The sequence below is a fragment of the Streptomyces sp. NPDC054863 genome, from assembly GCF_053610825.1.
The window spans coordinates 33,338-51,486 of sequence record NZ_JBSGZD010000005.1 but is presented as its reverse complement, the minus strand read 5'-3'; the positions used below and the strand labels follow the sequence as shown (position 1 = coordinate 51,486).

Genomic DNA, 18,149 nt, shown 5'->3' with positions numbered 1-18,149 from the left:
GCGGGTCAGTGGTCGCCGGCGGGAGCGTGCGCGATCAGCACCTCGGGGTTGACGAGGAACGGCGGCCGTTCGCCCCGCAGTATTCGCTCGATGTTGTCCACCGCGGCGGGCACCAGCGAGCGGTACATCTCCACGGTGTGCCCGACCACGTGGTCGGTGAGCAGTGCACCGGGAGCACCCCGCAACGGGCTGTCGGACGGCAGGGGTTCGACGGCGAAGGTGTCTATCGCCGCCCCCGCGATCGATCCCCGGTGCAGCGCGCGGGCGAGCGCGTCCTCGTCCACGATGCCTCCCCGGGACGTGTTGATCAGTACGGAGTCCGGGCGCATCCGGGCGAGTTGCTCCTGCCCGAGCAGTCCGCGCGTGACGTCGTTCAGCGGCAGGTGGACGCTGACGACGTGGGACTCGTCGAGGAGTCGGTCGAGGCCGCAGAACTCCACCTGCGGCCATGCGTCGGGACGCGGCGTGCGGGTGTGGCACAGGATCTTGCCGACGCCCCAGCCTTCCAGCCGGATGCACACCTCGCGGGCGATCCGGCCGAAGCCGATCAGGCCGAGGGTGGCGCCACGCAGGGAGTGGCTGTCCAGCTCGGCCGGGCGGGGCCTCGCCCGGCCCTCGGCGAGCGCGGCGATCCGGTCGGGCAGCCTGAGGCGCAGGGCCAGGGCCAGCATGACGGTCGCCTCGGCCATGCTGCCGTGGTTCTGCGGAGTGGCTCCGTTGGCCACCATGATGCCGCGCCGCGTCGCGTCGGCGACATCGATGGAGTTGACGCCGCTCGATGCGAATGCCACGCCGAGCAACCCCGGATGGCGGTCGAGCAGATCAGGGCCGACGGGCGTGCGGGAGGTCACCAGCAGGGCGTCCAGCGGCCCCGTCACCGTGCGGGGGTCGTCCGCGCGGACCACGTCGTGGCCGGCCCGCCGGAGCTCGTCGGCCGCTTCGTCGAGCAGCTCGTCCAGCACCCGGTCGGTGCCCACGCACACCCTGGCCCGGTGTCCGTCCCGCAGTCCCGCCGTCTCGTGGATCATGCCGATCGAAATCCGTTCAGGTAGGGCAGCCGGGCGGTGGCGGCCTTCACCTCGCCGGTGGACTTGAGCAGTTCGGTGAGGGTGTCCCAGGTCCCGGAGAGGAAGGCGTCCCGCAGCGAGGGGGAGATCTCCGCGGCGAACGTCCGGCCGCCGATGCTGAAGGTGCCCTTCTCCAGGTCGACCTCGGTCTCGGCCTGCGGGTCCGCGGCGGCGATGGTCCGCGCGTCCTGCGCGTCCTGGGGGGACAGGCTCAGACAGGGCAGGCCGATGGTCCCGCAGTTGCCGCGGAAGATCTCGCCGAAGGTCTCGCCGACCACGGCGCGCACGCCCCAGCGGTACAGGGCCTGCGCGGCGTGCTCGCGCGAGGAACCGCAGCCGAAGTTCTTCGAGGTCAGCAGGATCGAGGCACCGGCGCGCGCCGGGTCGTCGAACGGGTGGGTGATGCCCTGCGCGTGGTTCTGCTTGCGGTCGTCCTCGAAGACGTGGTTCCCGAGCGCGTCGAAGGTCAGGTGCTTCAGGAAGCGCGCCGGGATGATGCGGTCGGTGTCGATGTCGTGGCCGTCGATGACGACCGTGGTGCCGGTGACGGACCGGACACGCGTGTCAACTGTGCTGCTCACGGGAGGAATCCTTAGGAGACGAGGGAGGAGGTGGCGGAACCGAAGACCTCGGCCGGGTCGATGGCGGACCCGTGCACGGCCGCCGCGGCCACGGCGATCGGCGACATGATCATCGTGCGGCCGGTGGGAGATCCCTGCCGCCCCTTGAAGTTCCGGTTCGAGGACGACGCGGCCAGCTCGCGGCCCACCAGCTTGTCCGTGTTCATGGCCAGGCACATGGAGCAGCCGGCCAGCCGGAATTCGAAGCCGGCCTCTTCGAGGATCCGGTCCACTCCGAGGGCGACGAGCTCCTCGCGGACCGCGTTGGAACCGGGGACCGCCAGCGCGCGCACGCCGGGTGCCACGTGCGAGCCGGTCCGATTGAGGGCTTCGGCGACCTCCAGGAAGTCCGAGAGGCGGCCGTTGGTGCACGAGCCGATGAACGCGACGTCGATCGGGTAGTCGCCGAGCGTGGTGCCGGGCTTCATCCCCATGTAGTCGTAGGCCTCGGCGTACGAGGAGGCCGTCTCGGCGTCCTGCTCCGAGGGCTCGGGCAGCAGGCCGTCGACGGCGACGGACTGGCCGGGGTTGATGCCCCAGGTGACCATGGTGCGGATGTCCGAGCCCTGCATGAGGACCACGTCGTCGTACGCGGCGTCCGCGTCGGAGGCGATGGAACGCCACCAGGAAACGGCTCGGTCCCACGCCTCACCGGTGGGGGCAGAGGCACGGCCCTTGAGGAACTCGAAGGTCGTCTCGTCGGGGTTGACGTAGCCGCACCGGGCGCCGCCCTCGACCGCCATGTTGCACACGGTCATGCGCTCGTCCATCGACATGTTGTCGATGACCTCGCCCGCGAACTCGTACGCGTAACCGACTCCGCCGACCACGCTGAGCTCGTGGATGACGTGCAGGATGACGTCCTTCGCGGTGACGCCCGCGGAGAGCTTGCCGTCGATCTGGATGCGGCGGACCTTGAGGCGGTTCATCGTGACGGTCTGGGTGGCCAGTACGTCACGGACCTGGGAGGTGCCGATGCCCAGGGCGACCGCGCCGAAGGCTCCGTGGGTGGAGGTGTGCGAGTCGCCGCAGGCGATGGTCATGCCGGGCTGGGTGAGGCCCTGCTCGGGGCCGATGACGTGGACGATGCCGTACTCGCCGCCGTCGGGCGCCAGGAAGCGCAGCCCGAAGTCCTGGGTGTTGTTCTCCAGCGCGCTCAGCATGTCCTCGCCGAGCTGGTCGAGGAACGGGCGGGTCACGGTGTCGGTGGGGATCACGTGGTCGGCCGTGGCGACGTTGCGCTCCGGCATGGCCACGGGCAGACCGCGCTCGCGCAGCATCGCGAACGCCTGCGGGCTGGTGGCCTCGTGGACCAGGTGCAGACCGATGAACAGCTGTGCCCGGCCGTCCCCGTAGTCGTGCACGGTGTGCAGGTCGAAGACCTTGTCGTACAGCGTGGCGCTCATGTTTCTCCTTCGTGCTTCCTTGTGCCGGACGTTCACTGCTTGGTCGTACGGACCGGGGCCGGACTTCCCGCGGTCACACCGCCGTCGACCGCCAGGGCCTGGCCGGTCACATAGCTGGACGCAGGGCTGGCCAGCCAGAGCGCTGCCGCCGCGACCTCCTCCGGCTCGCCCACCCGCCCCAGCGGTGCACGGCCGGCACGCGCCCGCATCTGGTCCGCGTCGGGGTACAGCTCGCGCAGCATGGGAGTGTCGGTGGAACCGGGGCAGACCGCGTTCACCCTGATGCCCTGGGGCGCCAGCTGGAGGGCTGCCGCCTTGGTGAGACCGACCACCCCGTGCTTGGTGGCCGCGTACATCGGGCTGCCCGAGTGTCCGAGGAACGAGGCGACCGAGCCGGTGGTGACGATGGCTCCCCCTCCCGTGCCGCTCATCGCGCGCGCTTGGTGTTTGACGCACAGCCACATGCCCATGAGGTTGACCGAGACGACTTCGGCCGCGTCTTCGTACCGAGATGTGGCGATCGGTCCTATGGGGCCGAAAGTACCAGCGGTGTTGACCGCCGCATCGAGGTGACCGAATCGTGAGACGGCCGTCTCAACTGCGGCCTCGACGCTGGCCTCGTCCGTGACGTCGCAGCGGACGGCCAGGCCGCGGGATTCGTCGAGCCCGGCGAGCTCCAGCGATTCGCTCAGCGTGGCCGGACGCCGCCCGGCGGCCACCACGGTGGCCCCGGCGGCGGCGAACGCGGCCACGGCGGCCCGGCCGATGCCGCTGCCGGCCCCGGTGATCATGACGATCTTGCCTGCGAGGCCCATGTCCACGACGGGGGCGGGTGTCTCCTGCACGGTGATTCTCCTGAGGTTCTCGGTGGTGCGAGTGGTGCGAGTGGTGCGAGTGGTGCGGATGGTGAGAGTGGTGCGGGTGGAGCAGTGGTGCGGGTGGGCTTCTCCGGACGGGCAGGCTCTAGATGTGCAGGCCTCCGTTGACGTCGACCACGCATCCCGTCGTATATCCCGCATCGTCGCCGCACAGGTGGACGACCGCGCCGACGGCTTCGTCGGGTGTGCCGTACCGGCCCATGGGAAGCCGGTCCAGCACTTCGCGCAAACGCTCCGGCGCCATCTCCTGCTGGGCGAGCAGCAGCCGCTCGGTGGCGATGGGGCCGTGGGCGACGGCGTTCACCACCACACCGGTGGCGGCCAGCTCGTACGCACACTGCTTCGTGTAGCCGATGACCGCGGCCTTGGCGGCGACGTACGCCGCGTTGGAGAAGATGGAGTAGCTGCGCCCGGCGATGGAGGCGAGGTTGACGATCCGCCCGTGGCCCCGGTCGGTCATGGCCGGTACGCACAGCCTGGTCAGGGTGAAGCAGCCGAGCAGGTTCTCCGTCACGGCGTTCATCAGGTCCTGCTCGCGCAGGTCGGTGAGGGCGATGCGGCGGGTGTCGCCGCCCACGGAGTTCACCAGGACGTCCGGCATCTCGGCCGGATCGAGCCCGGCCACCACCTCGGTCACCCGGTCGGTGGCCGTCACGTCCAGTTCGAGGGTGCGCGTCCCGGACGGCATGGTGCGCGCCGTGGCCTCCAGCGCCGTCACGTCACGGTCGATCAGCGTCACGGTGGCGCCGTTCTCCGCCAGCCTCCTGGCCACTTCGGCCCCGATGCCCGAGGCGCCCCCGGTGATCCACGCCCGTCGTCCGTTCATGTGGTGCTCCTCATGGGGTCTTGCGATTGTTTCCCGCGCGGTACGCACAGGTCGAGCAGCTCGGTGGTGACGGTCAACCCGATGCCGGGGCCGGTGAGGGCCGGGGCCCTGGAGGTGCCGCGGTCCACCTGGTAAGGGGGTGCGGTGAGCTCCGGCGGGAACCATTCGTCCTGCCGGCCCGCCTCGACGGCCTCCGCGTACGGCAGGGCCGTGGCGATGAGCCGGCCGGTCGCCCAGAGCGGGCCGACCTCACCCACCTGCACGCCGAGCTGCACCCCGAGCCCGGACTGCCGGGCGATCCGGAGCGCGGCCAGCAGGCGCAACGGGCCTCCGCACTTGGACACCCGCAGATTGACCAGATCGGCCGCCCGGTGCGTCACGCAGTCCGCCAGGTCCTGCACGGACACGAAGGATTCGTCCAGCATCACCCGCAGGCCGGTGCGGCGCAGGGCCGCGAGCCCGTGCCAGTCGCGCGGTGCGAGCGGCTCCTCCAGCCAGGAGACCCCGGCGGCCAGCAGCGCGTCCGCGTGGTGCAGGACCTGGGACTGCTCCCAGGCGCAGTTGGCGTCCACGGAAACGGTGGTGCCGGCCGGAAGCAGGCCGCGTACCCGGGCCACCGATGCGGCCGCGGCCTGCGGGTCGGGACCTGCCTTCAGCTTCAGGTGCGGGATCGCCGCCCGCGCCGCGTCGGACAGCGCCGTCAGGTGACCGACGGGGTCGCGGCCCAGGTCGAGCACCGTCGCGACCGGCGCCGGGGCCGGCCGCGCGGCCAGCACGTCGCCGAAGCCGGCCCGGTGCAGGGCCGCGAACCCGGACACGCCGTCGCGCCGGCACAGGTGGTCGAAGAGAGCGGTCTCCAGCCCGGCGGCAGCGGCGGGCTCCAGCCCCAGGGCGTGCCCGGCCCATGCCGGCCCCAGGGACTGCCCGGCCAAGGTCGGACCCAGGGACTGCCCGGCCACTCCAGGCTCCGGAGCGTGCCCGGCAGGGACGGGCCCCGGAGTCTGCCCGGCTGGAACCGGCCCGGGAGCGTGCCCGGCCACTCCAGGCTCCGGAGCGTGCCCGGCAGGGACGGGCCCCGGAGTCTGCCCGGCAGGGACCGGCCCCGGAGCCTGCCCCACCAGTGCCGAAAGGGCTTCGTCGAAGGGCAGCGCGAGGACTGTCGCCACCGCCCGCAGCACCTCCGGGCGGTCCAGCGAGGCCAGCACGGACTCGACGGACTCCCCGGTGACGTACTCCCGCGGCGCCGACTCTCCCCAGCCCGTCACCCCGTCCTCGCGGACCGCGATCAGCACGGACGCGGAAGCGGTCCTGGCCTTCGCCGCGTGACGGAACGGCCGTCGCATCGGGACGTGCGCCTCGTACAGCTCAATCTCCGGCACGGGCCACCTCGGCCAACCAGTCCCAGTACCCGTGCCGCACGTCCGTGAACTCCAGGTAGTGGGACTCGGTGGCGAACCTCTCGGTGCGCGCGTGCGGGGCGAGCCGGGCGACCGCCTCCAGGGACGCGTCGAGGTCGATGATCGTGTCCCGCAGCGGCAGCGCCACGTGCACCGGGAAGGCGGCCCAGGGGTCGCCGTCGGCTGACATGTACAGGTCCTCGATCTCGACCATCGCGGCCCGGAAGGAGTCCGTCAGCATCCGTACCATCAGCCCGTCGTTGGCCATGGCCTGCAGATACCGGGGCAGATCGGTGTACTGCTCGTCGTGCAGACGGATCCCGGAGTACGACGTTCCGGTACGTTGCCGTGCCTGGGCGCGCGCGGCTTCGTCCAGCCGGGCCCGCTGCTGGCCGAGGGCCGGCGCACACAGCACGATCCGCGCTCCCGCCGGGACCCGGCCGGTGGCGATCAGGGCCGCGAGGATGCTCCCCCCGAAGCTCTGGCCGACCACCGTGAGCGGCCCGGCGGCCCCGGCGTCCGCCTCCGCCAGGAAGGCGGCGTAGTCGTCGAGCACCGATGCGGCGTCCGCCAGGTGACCGCGCTGCCCGGTGCTGCGGCCCGAGCCGCGCCGGTCCAGCACCGACAGCCGGACCCCGCGCCCGGCCAGTTCGGGTCCGGCCTCGGAGAGCCACCCGGCGTGACTCTGGAGGCCGTGCACGTAGAGGAGTTCGGCCGGCCCGCGCCCCCAGGTATGCACGGCGAGGGTCGCGTCGCCGCGCTCCAGTGAGCGGCGCGAGGGGCCGGTGCCGGAAAGCATCTCAGGCATGGGTGGCCGCAGCGTCGAGGGTCGGGAAGTCGCCGGACTCCCAGCGGGCGATCAGCGAGTCCGCGACCAGCTGCGAGAACTCCCGCCGCCCGGGGACCATCTGGCCGGTCCTGACGAAGAGGTCACGGGCCTCCTCCCACCGGCGGCGCCACTCGTCGGCGTCCGTGGCCGCCCGCTCGGGCGCGGCGGCGCTGCGCGCCACCACGGACGGGAACCAGGGCCTGTCGGAGGGCTCGTGGGTGGGGAAGAACCGGAAGTCGAAGCTCCATCGCAGTCGCTGCGACCGGTTGACCGTCGAACCGTGCGGGGTGCGCTTGTGCAGCAGCACCAGGTCGCCCTGCTGCACGGGCAGGGCCACCGCCTCGGCCTCCAGGCTCTTCACGGTGTCCGCGTCCATCGGCCACGGCAGCAGCCGGTCCTCCCGGTGCCGGCCCGGGACGACGAGCAGGCAGCCGTGCTCCTCGGTGACGTCCATCAGCGGAATCCAGCAGGTCAGCATGGTGGTGTCGTCGGACTGCGGGATCTGGGTCATCGCGTCCTGGTGCCACATGGTGGGGGCGTGCAGCGTCTCGCCCCGCCGCGCGCCGAACCTGCCCGCGGTGTCGGGCGCCGGGAGCTTGAGCCGGACGTGCTGGTTGGGGCTCGCCGATATCTCGTCACCGACCAGCCGCGACACGACGTCGAGCACCTTGGGGTTGCGCAGCAGGCCCAGCACGCCGGGCCCGGTGTGCACCTTGCTGCCCGGCTGGAGCGAGGTGAACGGCATGTGCGGCAGCGTGATGTCCAGCTCGCTCAGCAGCGCCGGGTCGAAGCCGGGCACCGACGCCAGCGCGATCAGCTGCTCGTCGAACGGCTTGCCCGCCAGGGCCCCCTCCTCGCCGGGAGCCTCGGGAGCGAGCAGCCCTTCGCGCCGCCACTCGGCCGCGCGCCGCTCGATCAGCCGCGCGTACTCCTCCCGTACGGCGGTGAAGTCCTCCGGCTGAAGGACGCCGCGGACCACGGCATAGCCGTCGCGGTGGAAGTCCTCGACGAGTGCGGGTGAAACGGACATGACGGACTCCTGTGGTTCTCTTGTCGCTCGGGTTACGGATCTGGGTGGGGCGGGGGACTTCAGGCCTAGGAAGGGACCGGCCGGTGGGCGTCGAGGTCCCGCAGCAGTGCGTCGTCGGTGTGCAGCCAGCGGTGTTTCACCTGCGCCGCCGAGGCCCCGGAGGCGACCCTGCGGTCGGCCAGCGCCCGGTAGGTGCCCGGTGCGATCACCCGGGCCCGCAGGGGGGACAGCCGCCCGGAGCCGCGCTTCTCGGCGTACTCGGTGTTGAGCCGGGCGAGTTCGGCCTCGACGTGCGCGCAGAACCTCTCGTCGCGCTCGGCGTCCGGTGCCTCGGGCCGCTCCATCACCAGTACGTAGCCAGGCGGGCGGCCCCACACCGGGACCACCGAATAGCCGCCGCTGACCGAGGCGTGACCGACGGCCGAGCGGATCGCCGCGTGGACGTCGGACTCGGTGAGCTTCTCGCCCGTGAAGGACGTGACGGAGCCGCCCCGGCCCTCGAAGTCGAGGCGCGGCAGCCGCCCGACCCGGCCGACGACCCGGTAGATGTCGCCGGTGTCGTACCGGTAGAGGCCGTTGGCCTGGCTCATGACCAGGCGGTACGTCTCGCCGTGCGCCAGTTCGTCGGGGCCGAGCGTGGCCACGTCCTCGGCGAGCGGGGCGCCCGGGTCGGTGGCGTCGCAGGGTGCGAACTCGAACAGCCCCTGGTCGACCGCGAGCGGCCCCGCCGAGGTGTGCGAATCCACGGGCAGCGTGACGATGCCCTCCGTCCCCGTGGTGCTGAACGGGATGAGCGGCACCCCCGGCGCGATCTGGTCGAGCCATCCTCGGTAGTAGCGGGCGGAGGCCGAGTTCCAGCACACGAGCAGCGCCAGGCCCGGCCACAGGTCGGTCAGCGTGACGCGCCCGCTGAAGGCGTGCGCGGTCTCCAGGCGTGCGGCGGTGACCGGATCGGGCGCCGACCGCGCATCGGGCAGACCGCGGACCGTGCCGTCCCGCAAGTCCTTCAGCAGGTACGGCAGTTCCTGGTTGAGGGTCTCGCCGAGCGCGGTGATCCGCGACGGGTTGACCGCCACCACGAGACGCACGTCCGATCCGGCCAGCAGCCGCATCCGGGTGTAGAGCGGGTTGTCACCCAGCTCGCCCGCGAACCAGCGCTCGGAGTACCACGGCGGCGCCCAGTCATCGAACCCGACCGCGGCCGGCCGCTTGGTGATGCTGTAGACCGGCAGCGTCCCGTCCGCGTCCCAGACGGCGGACGCCTCGGTACGCTCCCAGGACAGGTCGAGGACGTTGCCCGGCCGGTAACCGGTCAGCCCGAGACGGCGGACGTAGAGCCCCCACTGGGCGTACAGCGCGGGCCCGCGGTAGCGGTTGCGCCAGTGCCGGGTGGTGGGCACGTACTTCGGCCGGCCCGTGGTGCCGGACGTGGTGTGCAGGGCGTACGGCCTGCTCACCGTCAGCACCCGGTCCTCGCCCTCCCGGATGCGCTCCACGTACCCCCGGAACGACTCGTAGCCGCGGACCGGCACCGCCGCCGCGAAGTCGGCCCGGGTACGCACCGAGCGCAGGCCGTGGTCCCGGCCGAAGGCGGTGTCCGTGGCCTGCTCCCGCAGGTCCGCGAACACCTCCTGCACGGCCTGCTGCGGTTCGCTGCACCGGCGGAGCTGGCGGTTGTACGCGGCCAGGGTCCGCTCTATGAACTCGTCGCCTCTCACCGCGCCTGCTCGCCGTCCGCACCGGCGCCCGTGCCGCCGTCCGTACCGGCGCCCGTCAGGGTCAGCTCGGGCCTCAGCCGGGCCTCCAGGTCGGCACGGCCCTCCAGCAGGTCGCCCGGCAGCTCAGGTCCGGCCACGCTCCCCGGCCGGGCGAGCGTGCCCAGGACCGTGCAGGTGCCGAGGTAGGACAGCCACGCCAGCTGGACGGCCATGGTCTCGCGGGCGACCCGCCCCAGCGGCGTACCGAAGCGGGCGGTGTACGCGGACTCCAGCAGCCGGTCCATCTCGGCGAGTACGGTCCGGGCAGCCGTCCAGCGTTCGGCCGGTTCGGCGGCGGCGTCGATCCGGATGCCGGTCAGTGCCGTGAGGTCGGCGGTCGGGTCGAGCCGGTGGACCAGCTCGGCGAACTCGCCGGTCCAGTCGTCCTCCGCCACGACGTTGCCGCCCATGGTGACCAGGCGCATCCCGTCCCCGGGCAGTTCGGCGACCAGGTGCCGCGCCCAGGCCGATGCCGAGCAGTACGACAGCACGATCCCCGGGCCCTCGACGCCCCGCACGGTCTCCAGGCACTCCCGCAGACGGTCCTCGGCCTCCTGGGGGTCCAGGCTCCGGGGCACGGGCAGCTCGACGACGTGGCTCTCCGGGAACGCCTCCCGGACGAACGCCGCGAGCGCGGGCTCGGTGCGCGCACCGGGGTAGTCGACGGCGAAGACCGTGAGCTGCGGCTCCCGTTCACCGGCCGCCCGGCGCACCTGGGCAAGCAGTTCGGCCACGGAGGAGTCCGGGGAGGTCACCAGGTGCTCCACGCCGGTCCGGACGGCGGCGAGCAGCCGCTCGGCGTCCTTCTCGCCGACCAGCGCGAGGCTGTAGTCCAGCTCCAGGGCGAGTTCCCCGGCCGTGTCGACGAGGTGGATGTTGCAGTGGCGCTTGATGCTGCCGGTGCCCAGGCCGTGGTTGCGCCAGCTGCCGTCCCGGATCGCAGGCGGGTCGAGGGGCGCGTCCGCCGCCTGGAAGAGGATGTTCGCGTACGGGGCCAGGGTGCGGGCCTTCGCATACGCGTCGAGGTCGTCGAGCACGACCTCGACGGGCAGCTCGCTGCGGCCCAGGCTCTCCACCACGTCGCCGTGCACGTCCGTCACGTAGTCCCGGGTGGCGCCGGTGCTGCCGAAGTTCCCGACGAAGAAGATCTGGTTGGTGAACAGCCCGATCGTGTCGCGGACCCGGGCGGAATTGCGATTGGCGACCCCGCTCATCACCACGACGTCGTCCTCGCCCGACAGCACGTGCGCCGAGGCCAGCAGGGCGGAGAGGAGCAGGCTGTACGTCGTGACGCCGTACTCCCGGGCCGCCGCCCGCACGGCGTCGGCCCGCTCGGGTCCCGCCCAGTCCAGCCGGAGCGCCCCGGCCCGCTGCGCGCCGGCCTCGCCACTGCGCCGGGCGATGGTGAAGTCGGGGGAGACCCGCCCGAACTTCTTGCGCCAGTAGGCGATGTCCTGTGCGTAGTGCCCCTCTCCGGCGCGGGCCTCCAGCATCCCCGCGTAGCTGCTGAACGGGGTCGCGGCGGCGAGGGCGGTGGCCGGGTCGGTGTACAGCGCGAGGAACTCGCTCGCGAGCAGGTCGGTCGACCAGCCGTCGGCGGCGATGTGGTGGATGCCGAAGTACACCACCGCCTCGCCGTCGGGCAACGGCACGCAGCCGCCCCGTACGGGAGGCTCCTCGCCGAGCGAGAAGGGCTTGCCGACGGCGGTGCGGATCACCGCGGTGGCTTCCTCGGCCGTCGCCGCACCGGAGTGGTGTGCGAACACGGCCCGCTCGGGCCAGTCCGCCACGTCCTGCAGCACCAGCCGGCCGTCGGAGTCCGGGACGTAGCGGTTGCGCAGGGACTCGTGACGGGTGAGGAGGGTCCGGAAGGCGGCTTCGGCCCGGTCCGCGTCGAAGTCACGGGTGCAGCGCACCGCGTGGCCCATGTTGAGGAAAGCCGCCGAGCCCGCGCCCTGCGCGTGCCGCCAGTGCCGCCGCTGGGAGGCGGTGGCCGGCACGGCGTCCCCGCCCGCCCAGACGCCCTGGTGCGCGGGTTCCGTCGGCGTGGCCGCGTCGAGCAGTTCGGCCAGGGGGGCGGGGCCCAGCAGCCGGGCCACCGGGATCACCGCTCCCAGCTCCTGCTCGATCCCCATGACCGCGGCATACGCCTCCAGCGAGGTGCCGCCGTTCTGCACCCAGGACCGCTGGATGTCGGCCGTCCGCCCCGACGGGGACTTGCGGTCCAGCGGCTCCAGCAGGGCGGCGGCCATCGCCGCACGCAGTTGGTCAGTACTCATGCTTGTCCACCCGTTGTCGTCGTGAGGGGCGCGGCGGGCGCGCGGAGGGAATGCCGGACCAGCTGTTCGACGGCCCGCAGATCGGTCTTGCCGTTGGGCAGCCGTGGCAGGGAGGCGACCCGCACGACGGTGCGCGGGCGTGCGTAGTCCCGGAGCCCGGTCAGGTCCAGGGCGGGCTCTTCGGCGTCGGGGGCCAGGGTTTCGACGACCGCGTGCACGGCGTCGTCGAGCACCAGGACCCGGGCCTCGGACACCCCGGGCTGTCGCCGCAGTTCGTCCTCGACCGCGGAGAGGTCGACGCGCTTGCCCCGGACCTTGGTCTCGTGGTCGGCCCGGCGTCGGTACACCAGTCCCTGCGGGGTCTCCACGACGATGTCACCGGTGCGGTACCAGTCGTCGGGAGCGGGAGTCCCCTGCTGGAGCGGGCTCAGCCGGCCGGCGTCCTCGGTGTAGAACCGGCCCGCGTTGTGCCGGGGGTCCAGGTAACCGTCGAAGAGCTGCGGGCCGCGCACGCAGAGTTCGAGCTCGCCGGGTGCGACGGCCGGCTCGACCAGGCGGCTCTCCAGGTGCTCCAGCACCCGGCCGATGGGCACGTCGCTCCCGGCGACCTCGGCCCCGGGCTCCAGCACGTACTCGGCGCAGCTGATGGTCACCTCGCTCGGGCCGTAGCTGTTGATCACGGTCGAAGCCGGTGCTGCCGCCCGCCACAGCGACAGGCTGTGCGCGGAGAGCGCCTCCCCGCCGAAGATCGCCAGCTTCACCCCGGGCAGCGAGCCGGGGGCCAACTGCCGCAACCGGTGGGCCATGGTGACCTGGGACGGCACGGAGTCCCACACGGTGATGGACCAGCGCTCGCAGAAGCGCTGCACGAGAAGGTGCTCCCGTCCGTCCGGCACCACCAGGGTGGCGCGGCCGAGAGCGGCCATCATCAGCACTTCGTAGAACGCGTCGAACTGCGGCTGGTAGTTCTGGCTGATCCGGTCGTCGGGGCCCATCCGGTCGACGGCGCGCAGATGGTCCGCGTAGCTTTCGAGGTTCCGGTCGCCGATGGCGACGTCCTTCGGGGCGCTGGTCGAGCCCGACGTGGAGAGCACGTACGACTCCGGCTCCGTCTGCCGGTGCAGGTCGCGGGCCGTTCCGCGCCGGGTGATCTCCACGGCGCCGGAGCCCGCCGAGAGGGTTCCCCAGACGCCGAGCCGGTCCAGTCGCCGCTGCTCGCCCTGGGGCCCGTCCGCCACGAAGGGCACGAGGGAACAGTCCAGCGCGGAGACCGCGAGCACGGCCGGGTGGAGGTCGGCGCCCAGGTCGTCGGCGACGCCGATGCGCATGCCCGCGCCCGCGCCGGCCTGCTTCAGCCGTCCGGCGAGGTGCTGGGCACGCTCCAGCAGACCGGCGTACGTCAACGCGCCCCGGCCGCCGTCGACGGCGAGGGACTCCGGCGCCGCGTCGGCCGTCTGGGCGTAGAGAGAATGCAGGTATCCCATGTCATGCCCCCGCTGCGACTTTTTCGGCACCCAACCGGGTGAGCATGGTTTCGGTCCAGTCGCCCCGGCCCAGGCCGTCCGCCGCGAACAGTTCCCGCGCCCGGACGAGGAAGGCGATGACGCTGCGCCGGAGTTCTCGCTCGTCGGCACAGTCGAAGACGACGTTGCAGGCGATCCCGTCGCTGTCGGAGCGCGGCGCTCCCGCCCTGGCGACCTCGTCCACGGCTGCGGCGCCCGCTTCTCTGAGATCCGCGGGGGACACCCTGGACAGGACGGTGCCGTCCATGCGCGCGAAGGGCACGAACAGCCCCGCGACGGCACGTCCGCCGTCCGCAGGCAGCGGCTGTCCGGGCAGCCCCGCCGTGCACAGCAGCGCCTGACGTACCAGGTCGAAGCCGCTGCGGCGGTGCAGCAGCCGGCTCAGATGACCGCCGACCCGGCAGTTGATCTCGATGATCTCCGGCCCGGTGGCCCCCAGTTTGACCTCGGTGTGGGAGACCCCGTCGCCCATGTCGAGTGCCCTGTGCGCCCCGAGCACCAGCTCCGTGACCTGGCGCCGGGTCTCCTGGGCGAGCCCGTCCGGCAGGATGTCTCCGGTCGTGGCGACCTGTCCGACGGCCCCGTCGCGGGAGTAGACGGGGAATTTGGCGTACACGGTGAGGACGTCGTGGCGGCCGGCGATGCTCTGCACCTCGACCGAGACGTAGTCCGCCTGCCACCTCCCGGCGGCGGGCGGCGCATCGGGGATGAACTGCTCGGCGAACCTGAGGGCCCCTTGCGGCCAGGTCCGCCCGAGCTCCTGGAGCTGCTCCTCGGTACGGACCACGGTGACGTCCGTGCCTCCGGCTCCCCGGCGCGGCTTGACCACCAGCGGCAGGCCGAGCTCCGCATGAGCAGCGTCGAGGTCGGCCCGGCTCTCCAGCGGGCGGGTCGCCATGCCGGTCAGCCCGGCCCGGGCCAGCGTGGTGCGCTGCACGTACTTGTCCGCGGGGGTCGCGTCGCGGTGCCGTACCCCGAGCCTGCGTCCGATCTCGGCGGCCAGCTCCAGTTCGGAGTCGCCGAAGGTGACGACGCCGGCCAGCGGCGGGCCCGGCACCTCGGGGTTCTCCGGGTCGACCTCGACGAGCTCGCCGAAGAGGCGGGTGGCGAGGGCGGACAGGCCGGGCCACTGCTCGGCCACCCCACGGCGCAGCAGCGGGACGACCTGGATGTCGTCCCGCGCGGCGATGAGGACGTCGCGCACGGTGGCCGCACCGCGGGGTGACAGCAGCACGCCCACGCGGGGCTTCGACTGGTCCTGGGTCCTCATCCCTGTACGGCCTTCACGGAAGCCTCGGTGAGGGCGGCCAGGGTGCCGTCCAGGAACAGCACGTCGACCGGGATCTCCACGCCGAGGTCGGTCTCGATCTTCTGGATGAGGTCGATGGCGAGGAGCGAATCTCCGCCCAGTTCGAAGAAGCGGTCCTGGGGACCGGCCTCGGTGACACCGAGGACGGCGCACCAGTGGGACTCGACGACGAGGGAAGCAGACACAGGGAATCTCCAGATTCACAGAGGGGAAACAGACAGAGGGAGGACGAAGAGGGCGGGTCGGCGGGTGCGGCGCTACTTGGCGGCCGGCTCCGCCACCGTGGGCGGTTGCGGGGAGACCTCGGGGGCGTTGCGGATCTGCCGCACCCCGGGAGCGAGCATCACGGCGCCGCGCACGGCGATGTTGAGCACGGCCACGCCGGCCACGATCGCCATCGGGTCGGCCGCCGTGACGAGCAGTCCGGTGAGCGCCATGCCCAGCGGGTTGAGGGCCAGCGAGCCCAGCCACTCGTACGAACTGACCCGGGAGAGGGCCTCGGAGGGGATCTCCCGCTGCAGCGTGCTGAGCCACAGCGCGTCCGACATGGTCACTCCGGCGGAGCCGATCAGCGCGAGCACCGCCACCAGTTCCATGTGCGAGGTGCCCGCCAGCGCGAACAGGAACAGGGATTCCAGGCCCACCAGCAGGTTGCAGACCAGCAGGGGCCTGGCGGGCCGCCACCACATCAGCAGCAGTCCGCCCAGCACGGCTCCCACGCCCTGGGCGACCAGGACCACGGCCCATCCGGACGGGCCCATGCCGCCCTCGGCGGCCGCCAGCACCGGCCCGACCAGGAAGATGGCGGGCAGGATCATGCCCTGGTAGAAGCCGAAGCTCGCGACGGTCGACCAGACCCAGCTGCGTGAGGCGAACTCCCGCCAGCCGCCCACCAGGGACTTCCGGAGCGACTCGTCCGGCCGGTTGGCGGGCCGGGTGAGGGGCAGGCGGACGAGCAGTGCCGCGCTGATCAGGAAGAGGAAGGTGTCGATGAGCACGACGTAGCCGGCGTCCCAGATCAGGAGCAGTCCGCCGGCGGCTGCCGGGCCGCCGATCGAGGCGATGCTCCTGCTCAACGTCACCAGAGCCGTGGCGTCCTGGATGCGTTCGGGCCGTACGAGGTCGGGCACGACACCGGTGTTGGCGGGCGTGAAGAAGGCGCGCGCGGTGCCCCAGACCGCCTGGAGCCCCATCATCAGCGGCAGGTCGACATGGCCGGACACGATGAGGGCGGCCGTACCGGCCTGGCTGAGCGCCATGACCAGGTTGGTGGAGACCAGGATCAGCTTCCGCGAAGCACGGTCTCCCACCGCCCCGCCCACGAGTATGAACAGCAGCTGCGGTGCCGTCTGTGCGGCAAGCACCAACCCGAGGAACGAGGCCGACTGTCCGGCTCCCAGCACCGCGAAGGCAAGTGCCACCGGTGCCATGGTCGCGCCGAACATGGTGAGCATCCGGGAAGCGAGGTAGGGCGTGAATCCTGGTACGTCGAGCATGGAGAGACGGCGAAGGGCCTGCATGTCCTGGTCCATCCAGTAGGCGGCCGAAGGGGTGGGGGAGAAGTCGGGCTAGGAACGCGCGCCGGCCGCCGCGGCGAGGGAGATCGCCCGGACGCCGGTGATGACGGCGCCGCGCCGCTGCTTGACGACACTGGAGTCGAGGCCCAGGTCGATGCGGCGACAGCCCAGTTCGAAGGCGTACCGGACCGGTCCGTGGATCATGGCCTGGAGGTAGGCGTACTCCCTGCCGGGCAGCTCGTCGGCGAGGCCGATCTCGTACCCCTCCAGCACCTCGCCCTGGACGGCGAAGAAGGACACCGCGAGCAGCCGCCCCGCGGGGTCGCGCACGACGCTGGCGTAGCAGTCGTCGGCGCCGAACGCGCGGACCCACTCCTGGAGTCGGAACAGGCACAGCCGGGGGTGGTCGGACACGCCGTACTTGGTCTTGACGGCGCAGACCAGCGGTGCGGCCTCGGCCAGCACGGTCGCGGCGGGCACCCGGGCCGCCGTGTGGCCCAGGGCCGCGAACCTGCGCCGGTCCCGGCGGCAGCGTTCGCGCTGCGAGGAGCTCAGCGAGGCCACGTGCTCCTCCACGTCGTCACCGTGGAGGGGCAGGTCGGCCGTCCGGTTGGTCTCGCGGGACACGGCCCGCCCGCCGATTCCCGCGGCGAAGGCCGCCGCCTCGTCGTCCCGTACGTGCAGGGCGACGGGGAAGTCCCCCGCGGCGTCCGCTTCCGCGAACGCATGCTCCGCGAGGGCGCCGCGCACGTGCTCCGTCTCCTGCTCGGACAGCGACGCGGCGGTCACCGCGCCCGAGGCGAGATCGCGGCAGCCGCCGACGAACACCCAGCGCCGGGGGTCCCCGGGGGCGGGCCGGTCGAACGACGACTCCAGCTGCGTCAGGTCGTAGGGCCCGCCCGTGAAGCGGGCGGTGGTCGGCCGGTGGCTGGTGATCGCTCCCACGGCGCGCCCGTCGAGCCGGGCAACGGTCCAGCGGGTGGCCCAGCGGGCGTCGTCCGTCGCGGCGAGCAGCCGTCGGGGCGCAAGGCTCAACGCGCCGTACCGGCACGGCGAATCCAGCAGCTCCACAGGGGGCCGGTCTTCTGTCCGGACTGTCGTGCTTGTGGAGGTTCTGGCAGGTATCGGCCCCATGGGGCGGTCACTCCTCTTTCATCCACGAGGGGCGCGCAGGACGGCGCCCTCGTGAATCTGCTGATGTCCAGTGGACGCCCCGCAGTGAGGCGGTCCGAGTGGCCGCAGGCGGACCGGTGTCCCGTTTCCGGGGTGGCCCGAATGCGGCCGGCGGGGCCGGGCCGGCTACGGGCGGCGGCCCTGCCCGGCCGGAGGATCGGTCGGGTTCTCCTCGACAACTGCACTGGACATGCTTCCCCCTTGGTCGAACATGCGATGAAGGCCCGTGGTGAAGGGCGGCGTTGAGCGCCGCCGAGGTAAGGGAACATTAGGACGACGCGCTCAGCGGTGTCATTACAGATTTTTGAACTTCTCAATATGTGAGATGCCGGTCTTATCTGGTGACCCTTGCTCTCCGGCTGGGAATTTGCGGAAGCGCATGCCGGTCTCCGTCTCGGTGCATCCTCACGCCCCCACCACGCGGGCGAAGTCGCAGGACCGTGAGAAAGGTGGATCCGGACCACCGTCCAACTGCAAACAGGACGGCGCGTCCCGGTCCGGGTTCGGTCGCCGGTGCCACCCGGCTTCAGCGGACACC

The 18,149-nt window shown here is 72.2% G+C and carries 15 protein-coding genes; all 15 read right to left on the bottom strand.

Translation table 11 applies throughout. The features are described 5' to 3' along the window. Positions 1 to 5: 5 nt before the first annotated feature. Positions 6 to 1,028: an NAD(P)-dependent oxidoreductase gene (locus tag ACWGIG_RS02245; protein ID WP_453319578.1), complete on the bottom strand. Its 1,023-nt coding sequence runs from the start codon at positions 1,026 to 1,028 to the stop codon at positions 6 to 8. Then, entirely contained in the window at positions 1,025 to 1,648 is a 624-nt protein-coding gene (locus ACWGIG_RS02240) for a 3-isopropylmalate dehydratase small subunit (protein WP_453319577.1), read from the bottom strand. Before ACWGIG_RS02240 ends, ACWGIG_RS02245 begins: the two co-directional genes overlap by 4 nt. Before the next feature lie 11 nt (positions 1,649 to 1,659). After that, on the bottom strand, positions 1,660 to 3,093 hold the full coding sequence (locus ACWGIG_RS02235) for a 3-isopropylmalate dehydratase large subunit (protein ID WP_453319576.1): 1,434 nt from the start codon (positions 3,091 to 3,093) through the stop codon (positions 1,660 to 1,662). Positions 3,094 to 3,125: 32 nt separating this feature from the next. Further along, on the bottom strand, positions 3,126 to 3,938 hold the full coding sequence (locus ACWGIG_RS02230) for an SDR family NAD(P)-dependent oxidoreductase (RefSeq protein ID WP_453319575.1): 813 nt from the start codon (positions 3,936 to 3,938) through the stop codon (positions 3,126 to 3,128). 118 nt (positions 3,939 to 4,056) lie between these two features. Further along, positions 4,057 to 4,797 (bottom strand): SDR family NAD(P)-dependent oxidoreductase, encoded by a 741-nt coding sequence (locus tag ACWGIG_RS02225; protein WP_453319574.1) that lies wholly within the window; start codon positions 4,795 to 4,797, stop codon positions 4,057 to 4,059. Next, positions 4,794 to 6,176 carry an enolase C-terminal domain-like protein gene (locus tag ACWGIG_RS02220; RefSeq protein WP_453319573.1) on the bottom strand — a complete coding sequence of 461 codons (1,383 nt, stop codon included), beginning with the start codon at positions 6,174 to 6,176 and terminating at the stop codon, positions 4,794 to 4,796. The genes ACWGIG_RS02225 and ACWGIG_RS02220 overlap by 4 nt, the downstream gene beginning before the upstream one ends. Then, positions 6,163 to 7,002, bottom strand: coding sequence for an alpha/beta hydrolase (locus ACWGIG_RS02215; RefSeq protein ID WP_453319572.1), 840 nt, complete (start codon positions 7,000 to 7,002; stop codon positions 6,163 to 6,165). The genes ACWGIG_RS02220 and ACWGIG_RS02215 overlap by 14 nt, the downstream gene beginning before the upstream one ends. Then, on the bottom strand, positions 6,995 to 8,053 hold the full coding sequence (locus ACWGIG_RS02210; protein WP_453319571.1) for a phytanoyl-CoA dioxygenase family protein: 1,059 nt from the start codon (positions 8,051 to 8,053) through the stop codon (positions 6,995 to 6,997). Before ACWGIG_RS02210 ends, ACWGIG_RS02215 begins: the two co-directional genes overlap by 8 nt. 65 nt (positions 8,054 to 8,118) lie before the next feature. Beyond that, positions 8,119 to 9,771 carry a GH3 auxin-responsive promoter family protein gene (locus ACWGIG_RS02205; RefSeq protein ID WP_453319570.1) on the bottom strand — a complete coding sequence of 551 codons (1,653 nt, stop codon included), beginning with the start codon at positions 9,769 to 9,771 and terminating at the stop codon, positions 8,119 to 8,121. Beyond that, positions 9,768 to 12,089: a condensation domain-containing protein gene (locus tag ACWGIG_RS02200; protein WP_453319569.1), complete on the bottom strand. Its 2,322-nt coding sequence runs from the start codon at positions 12,087 to 12,089 to the stop codon at positions 9,768 to 9,770. Before ACWGIG_RS02200 ends, ACWGIG_RS02205 begins: the two co-directional genes overlap by 4 nt. Next, the gene (locus ACWGIG_RS02195) at positions 12,086 to 13,573 is read right to left on the bottom strand and encodes an AMP-binding protein (protein ID WP_453319568.1); all 1,488 of its coding nucleotides are present in this window, start codon (positions 13,571 to 13,573) and stop codon (positions 12,086 to 12,088) included. The genes ACWGIG_RS02200 and ACWGIG_RS02195 overlap by 4 nt, the downstream gene beginning before the upstream one ends. 1 nt (position 13,574) lies before the next feature. Continuing rightward, positions 13,575 to 14,882: an ATP-grasp domain-containing protein gene (locus ACWGIG_RS02190; protein ID WP_453319567.1), complete on the bottom strand. Its 1,308-nt coding sequence runs from the start codon at positions 14,880 to 14,882 to the stop codon at positions 13,575 to 13,577. Then, positions 14,879 to 15,106, bottom strand: coding sequence for a phosphopantetheine-binding protein (locus ACWGIG_RS02185; RefSeq protein WP_453319566.1), 228 nt, complete (start codon positions 15,104 to 15,106; stop codon positions 14,879 to 14,881). The genes ACWGIG_RS02190 and ACWGIG_RS02185 overlap by 4 nt, the downstream gene beginning before the upstream one ends. 72 nt (positions 15,107 to 15,178) lie before the next feature. Then, positions 15,179 to 16,441, bottom strand: coding sequence for an MFS transporter (locus ACWGIG_RS02180; protein ID WP_453319565.1), 1,263 nt, complete (start codon positions 16,439 to 16,441; stop codon positions 15,179 to 15,181). Positions 16,442 to 16,489: 48 nt separating this feature from the next. Then, positions 16,490 to 17,509 carry a GNAT family N-acetyltransferase gene (locus tag ACWGIG_RS02175; RefSeq protein WP_453319564.1) on the bottom strand — a complete coding sequence of 340 codons (1,020 nt, stop codon included), beginning with the start codon at positions 17,507 to 17,509 and terminating at the stop codon, positions 16,490 to 16,492. Positions 17,510 to 18,149: the final 640 nt, after the last annotated feature.

Bases quoted from the DNA above. Each gene is read 5' to 3' on its own strand.
- ACWGIG_RS02245 (WP_453319578.1), bottom strand. From the start codon at position 1,028: ATGATCCACGAGACGGCGGGACTGCGGGACGGACACCGGGCCAGGGTG.
- ACWGIG_RS02235 (WP_453319576.1), bottom strand. From the start codon at position 3,093: ATGAGCGCCACGCTGTACGACAAGGTCTTCGACCTGCACACCGTGCAC.
- ACWGIG_RS02225 (WP_453319574.1), bottom strand. From the start codon at position 4,797: ATGAACGGACGACGGGCGTGGATCACCGGGGGCGCCTCGGGCATCGGG.
- ACWGIG_RS02215 (WP_453319572.1), bottom strand. From the start codon at position 7,002: ATGCCTGAGATGCTTTCCGGCACCGGCCCCTCGCGCCGCTCACTGGAG.
- ACWGIG_RS02210 (WP_453319571.1), bottom strand. From the start codon at position 8,053: ATGTCCGTTTCACCCGCACTCGTCGAGGACTTCCACCGCGACGGCTAT.
- ACWGIG_RS02200 (WP_453319569.1), bottom strand. From the start codon at position 12,089: ATGAGTACTGACCAACTGCGTGCGGCGATGGCCGCCGCCCTGCTGGAG.
- ACWGIG_RS02195 (WP_453319568.1), bottom strand. From the start codon at position 13,573: ATGGGATACCTGCATTCTCTCTACGCCCAGACGGCCGACGCGGCGCCG.
- ACWGIG_RS02190 (WP_453319567.1), bottom strand. From the start codon at position 14,882: ATGAGGACCCAGGACCAGTCGAAGCCCCGCGTGGGCGTGCTGCTGTCA.
- ACWGIG_RS02180 (WP_453319565.1), bottom strand. From the start codon at position 16,441: ATGCAGGCCCTTCGCCGTCTCTCCATGCTCGACGTACCAGGATTCACG.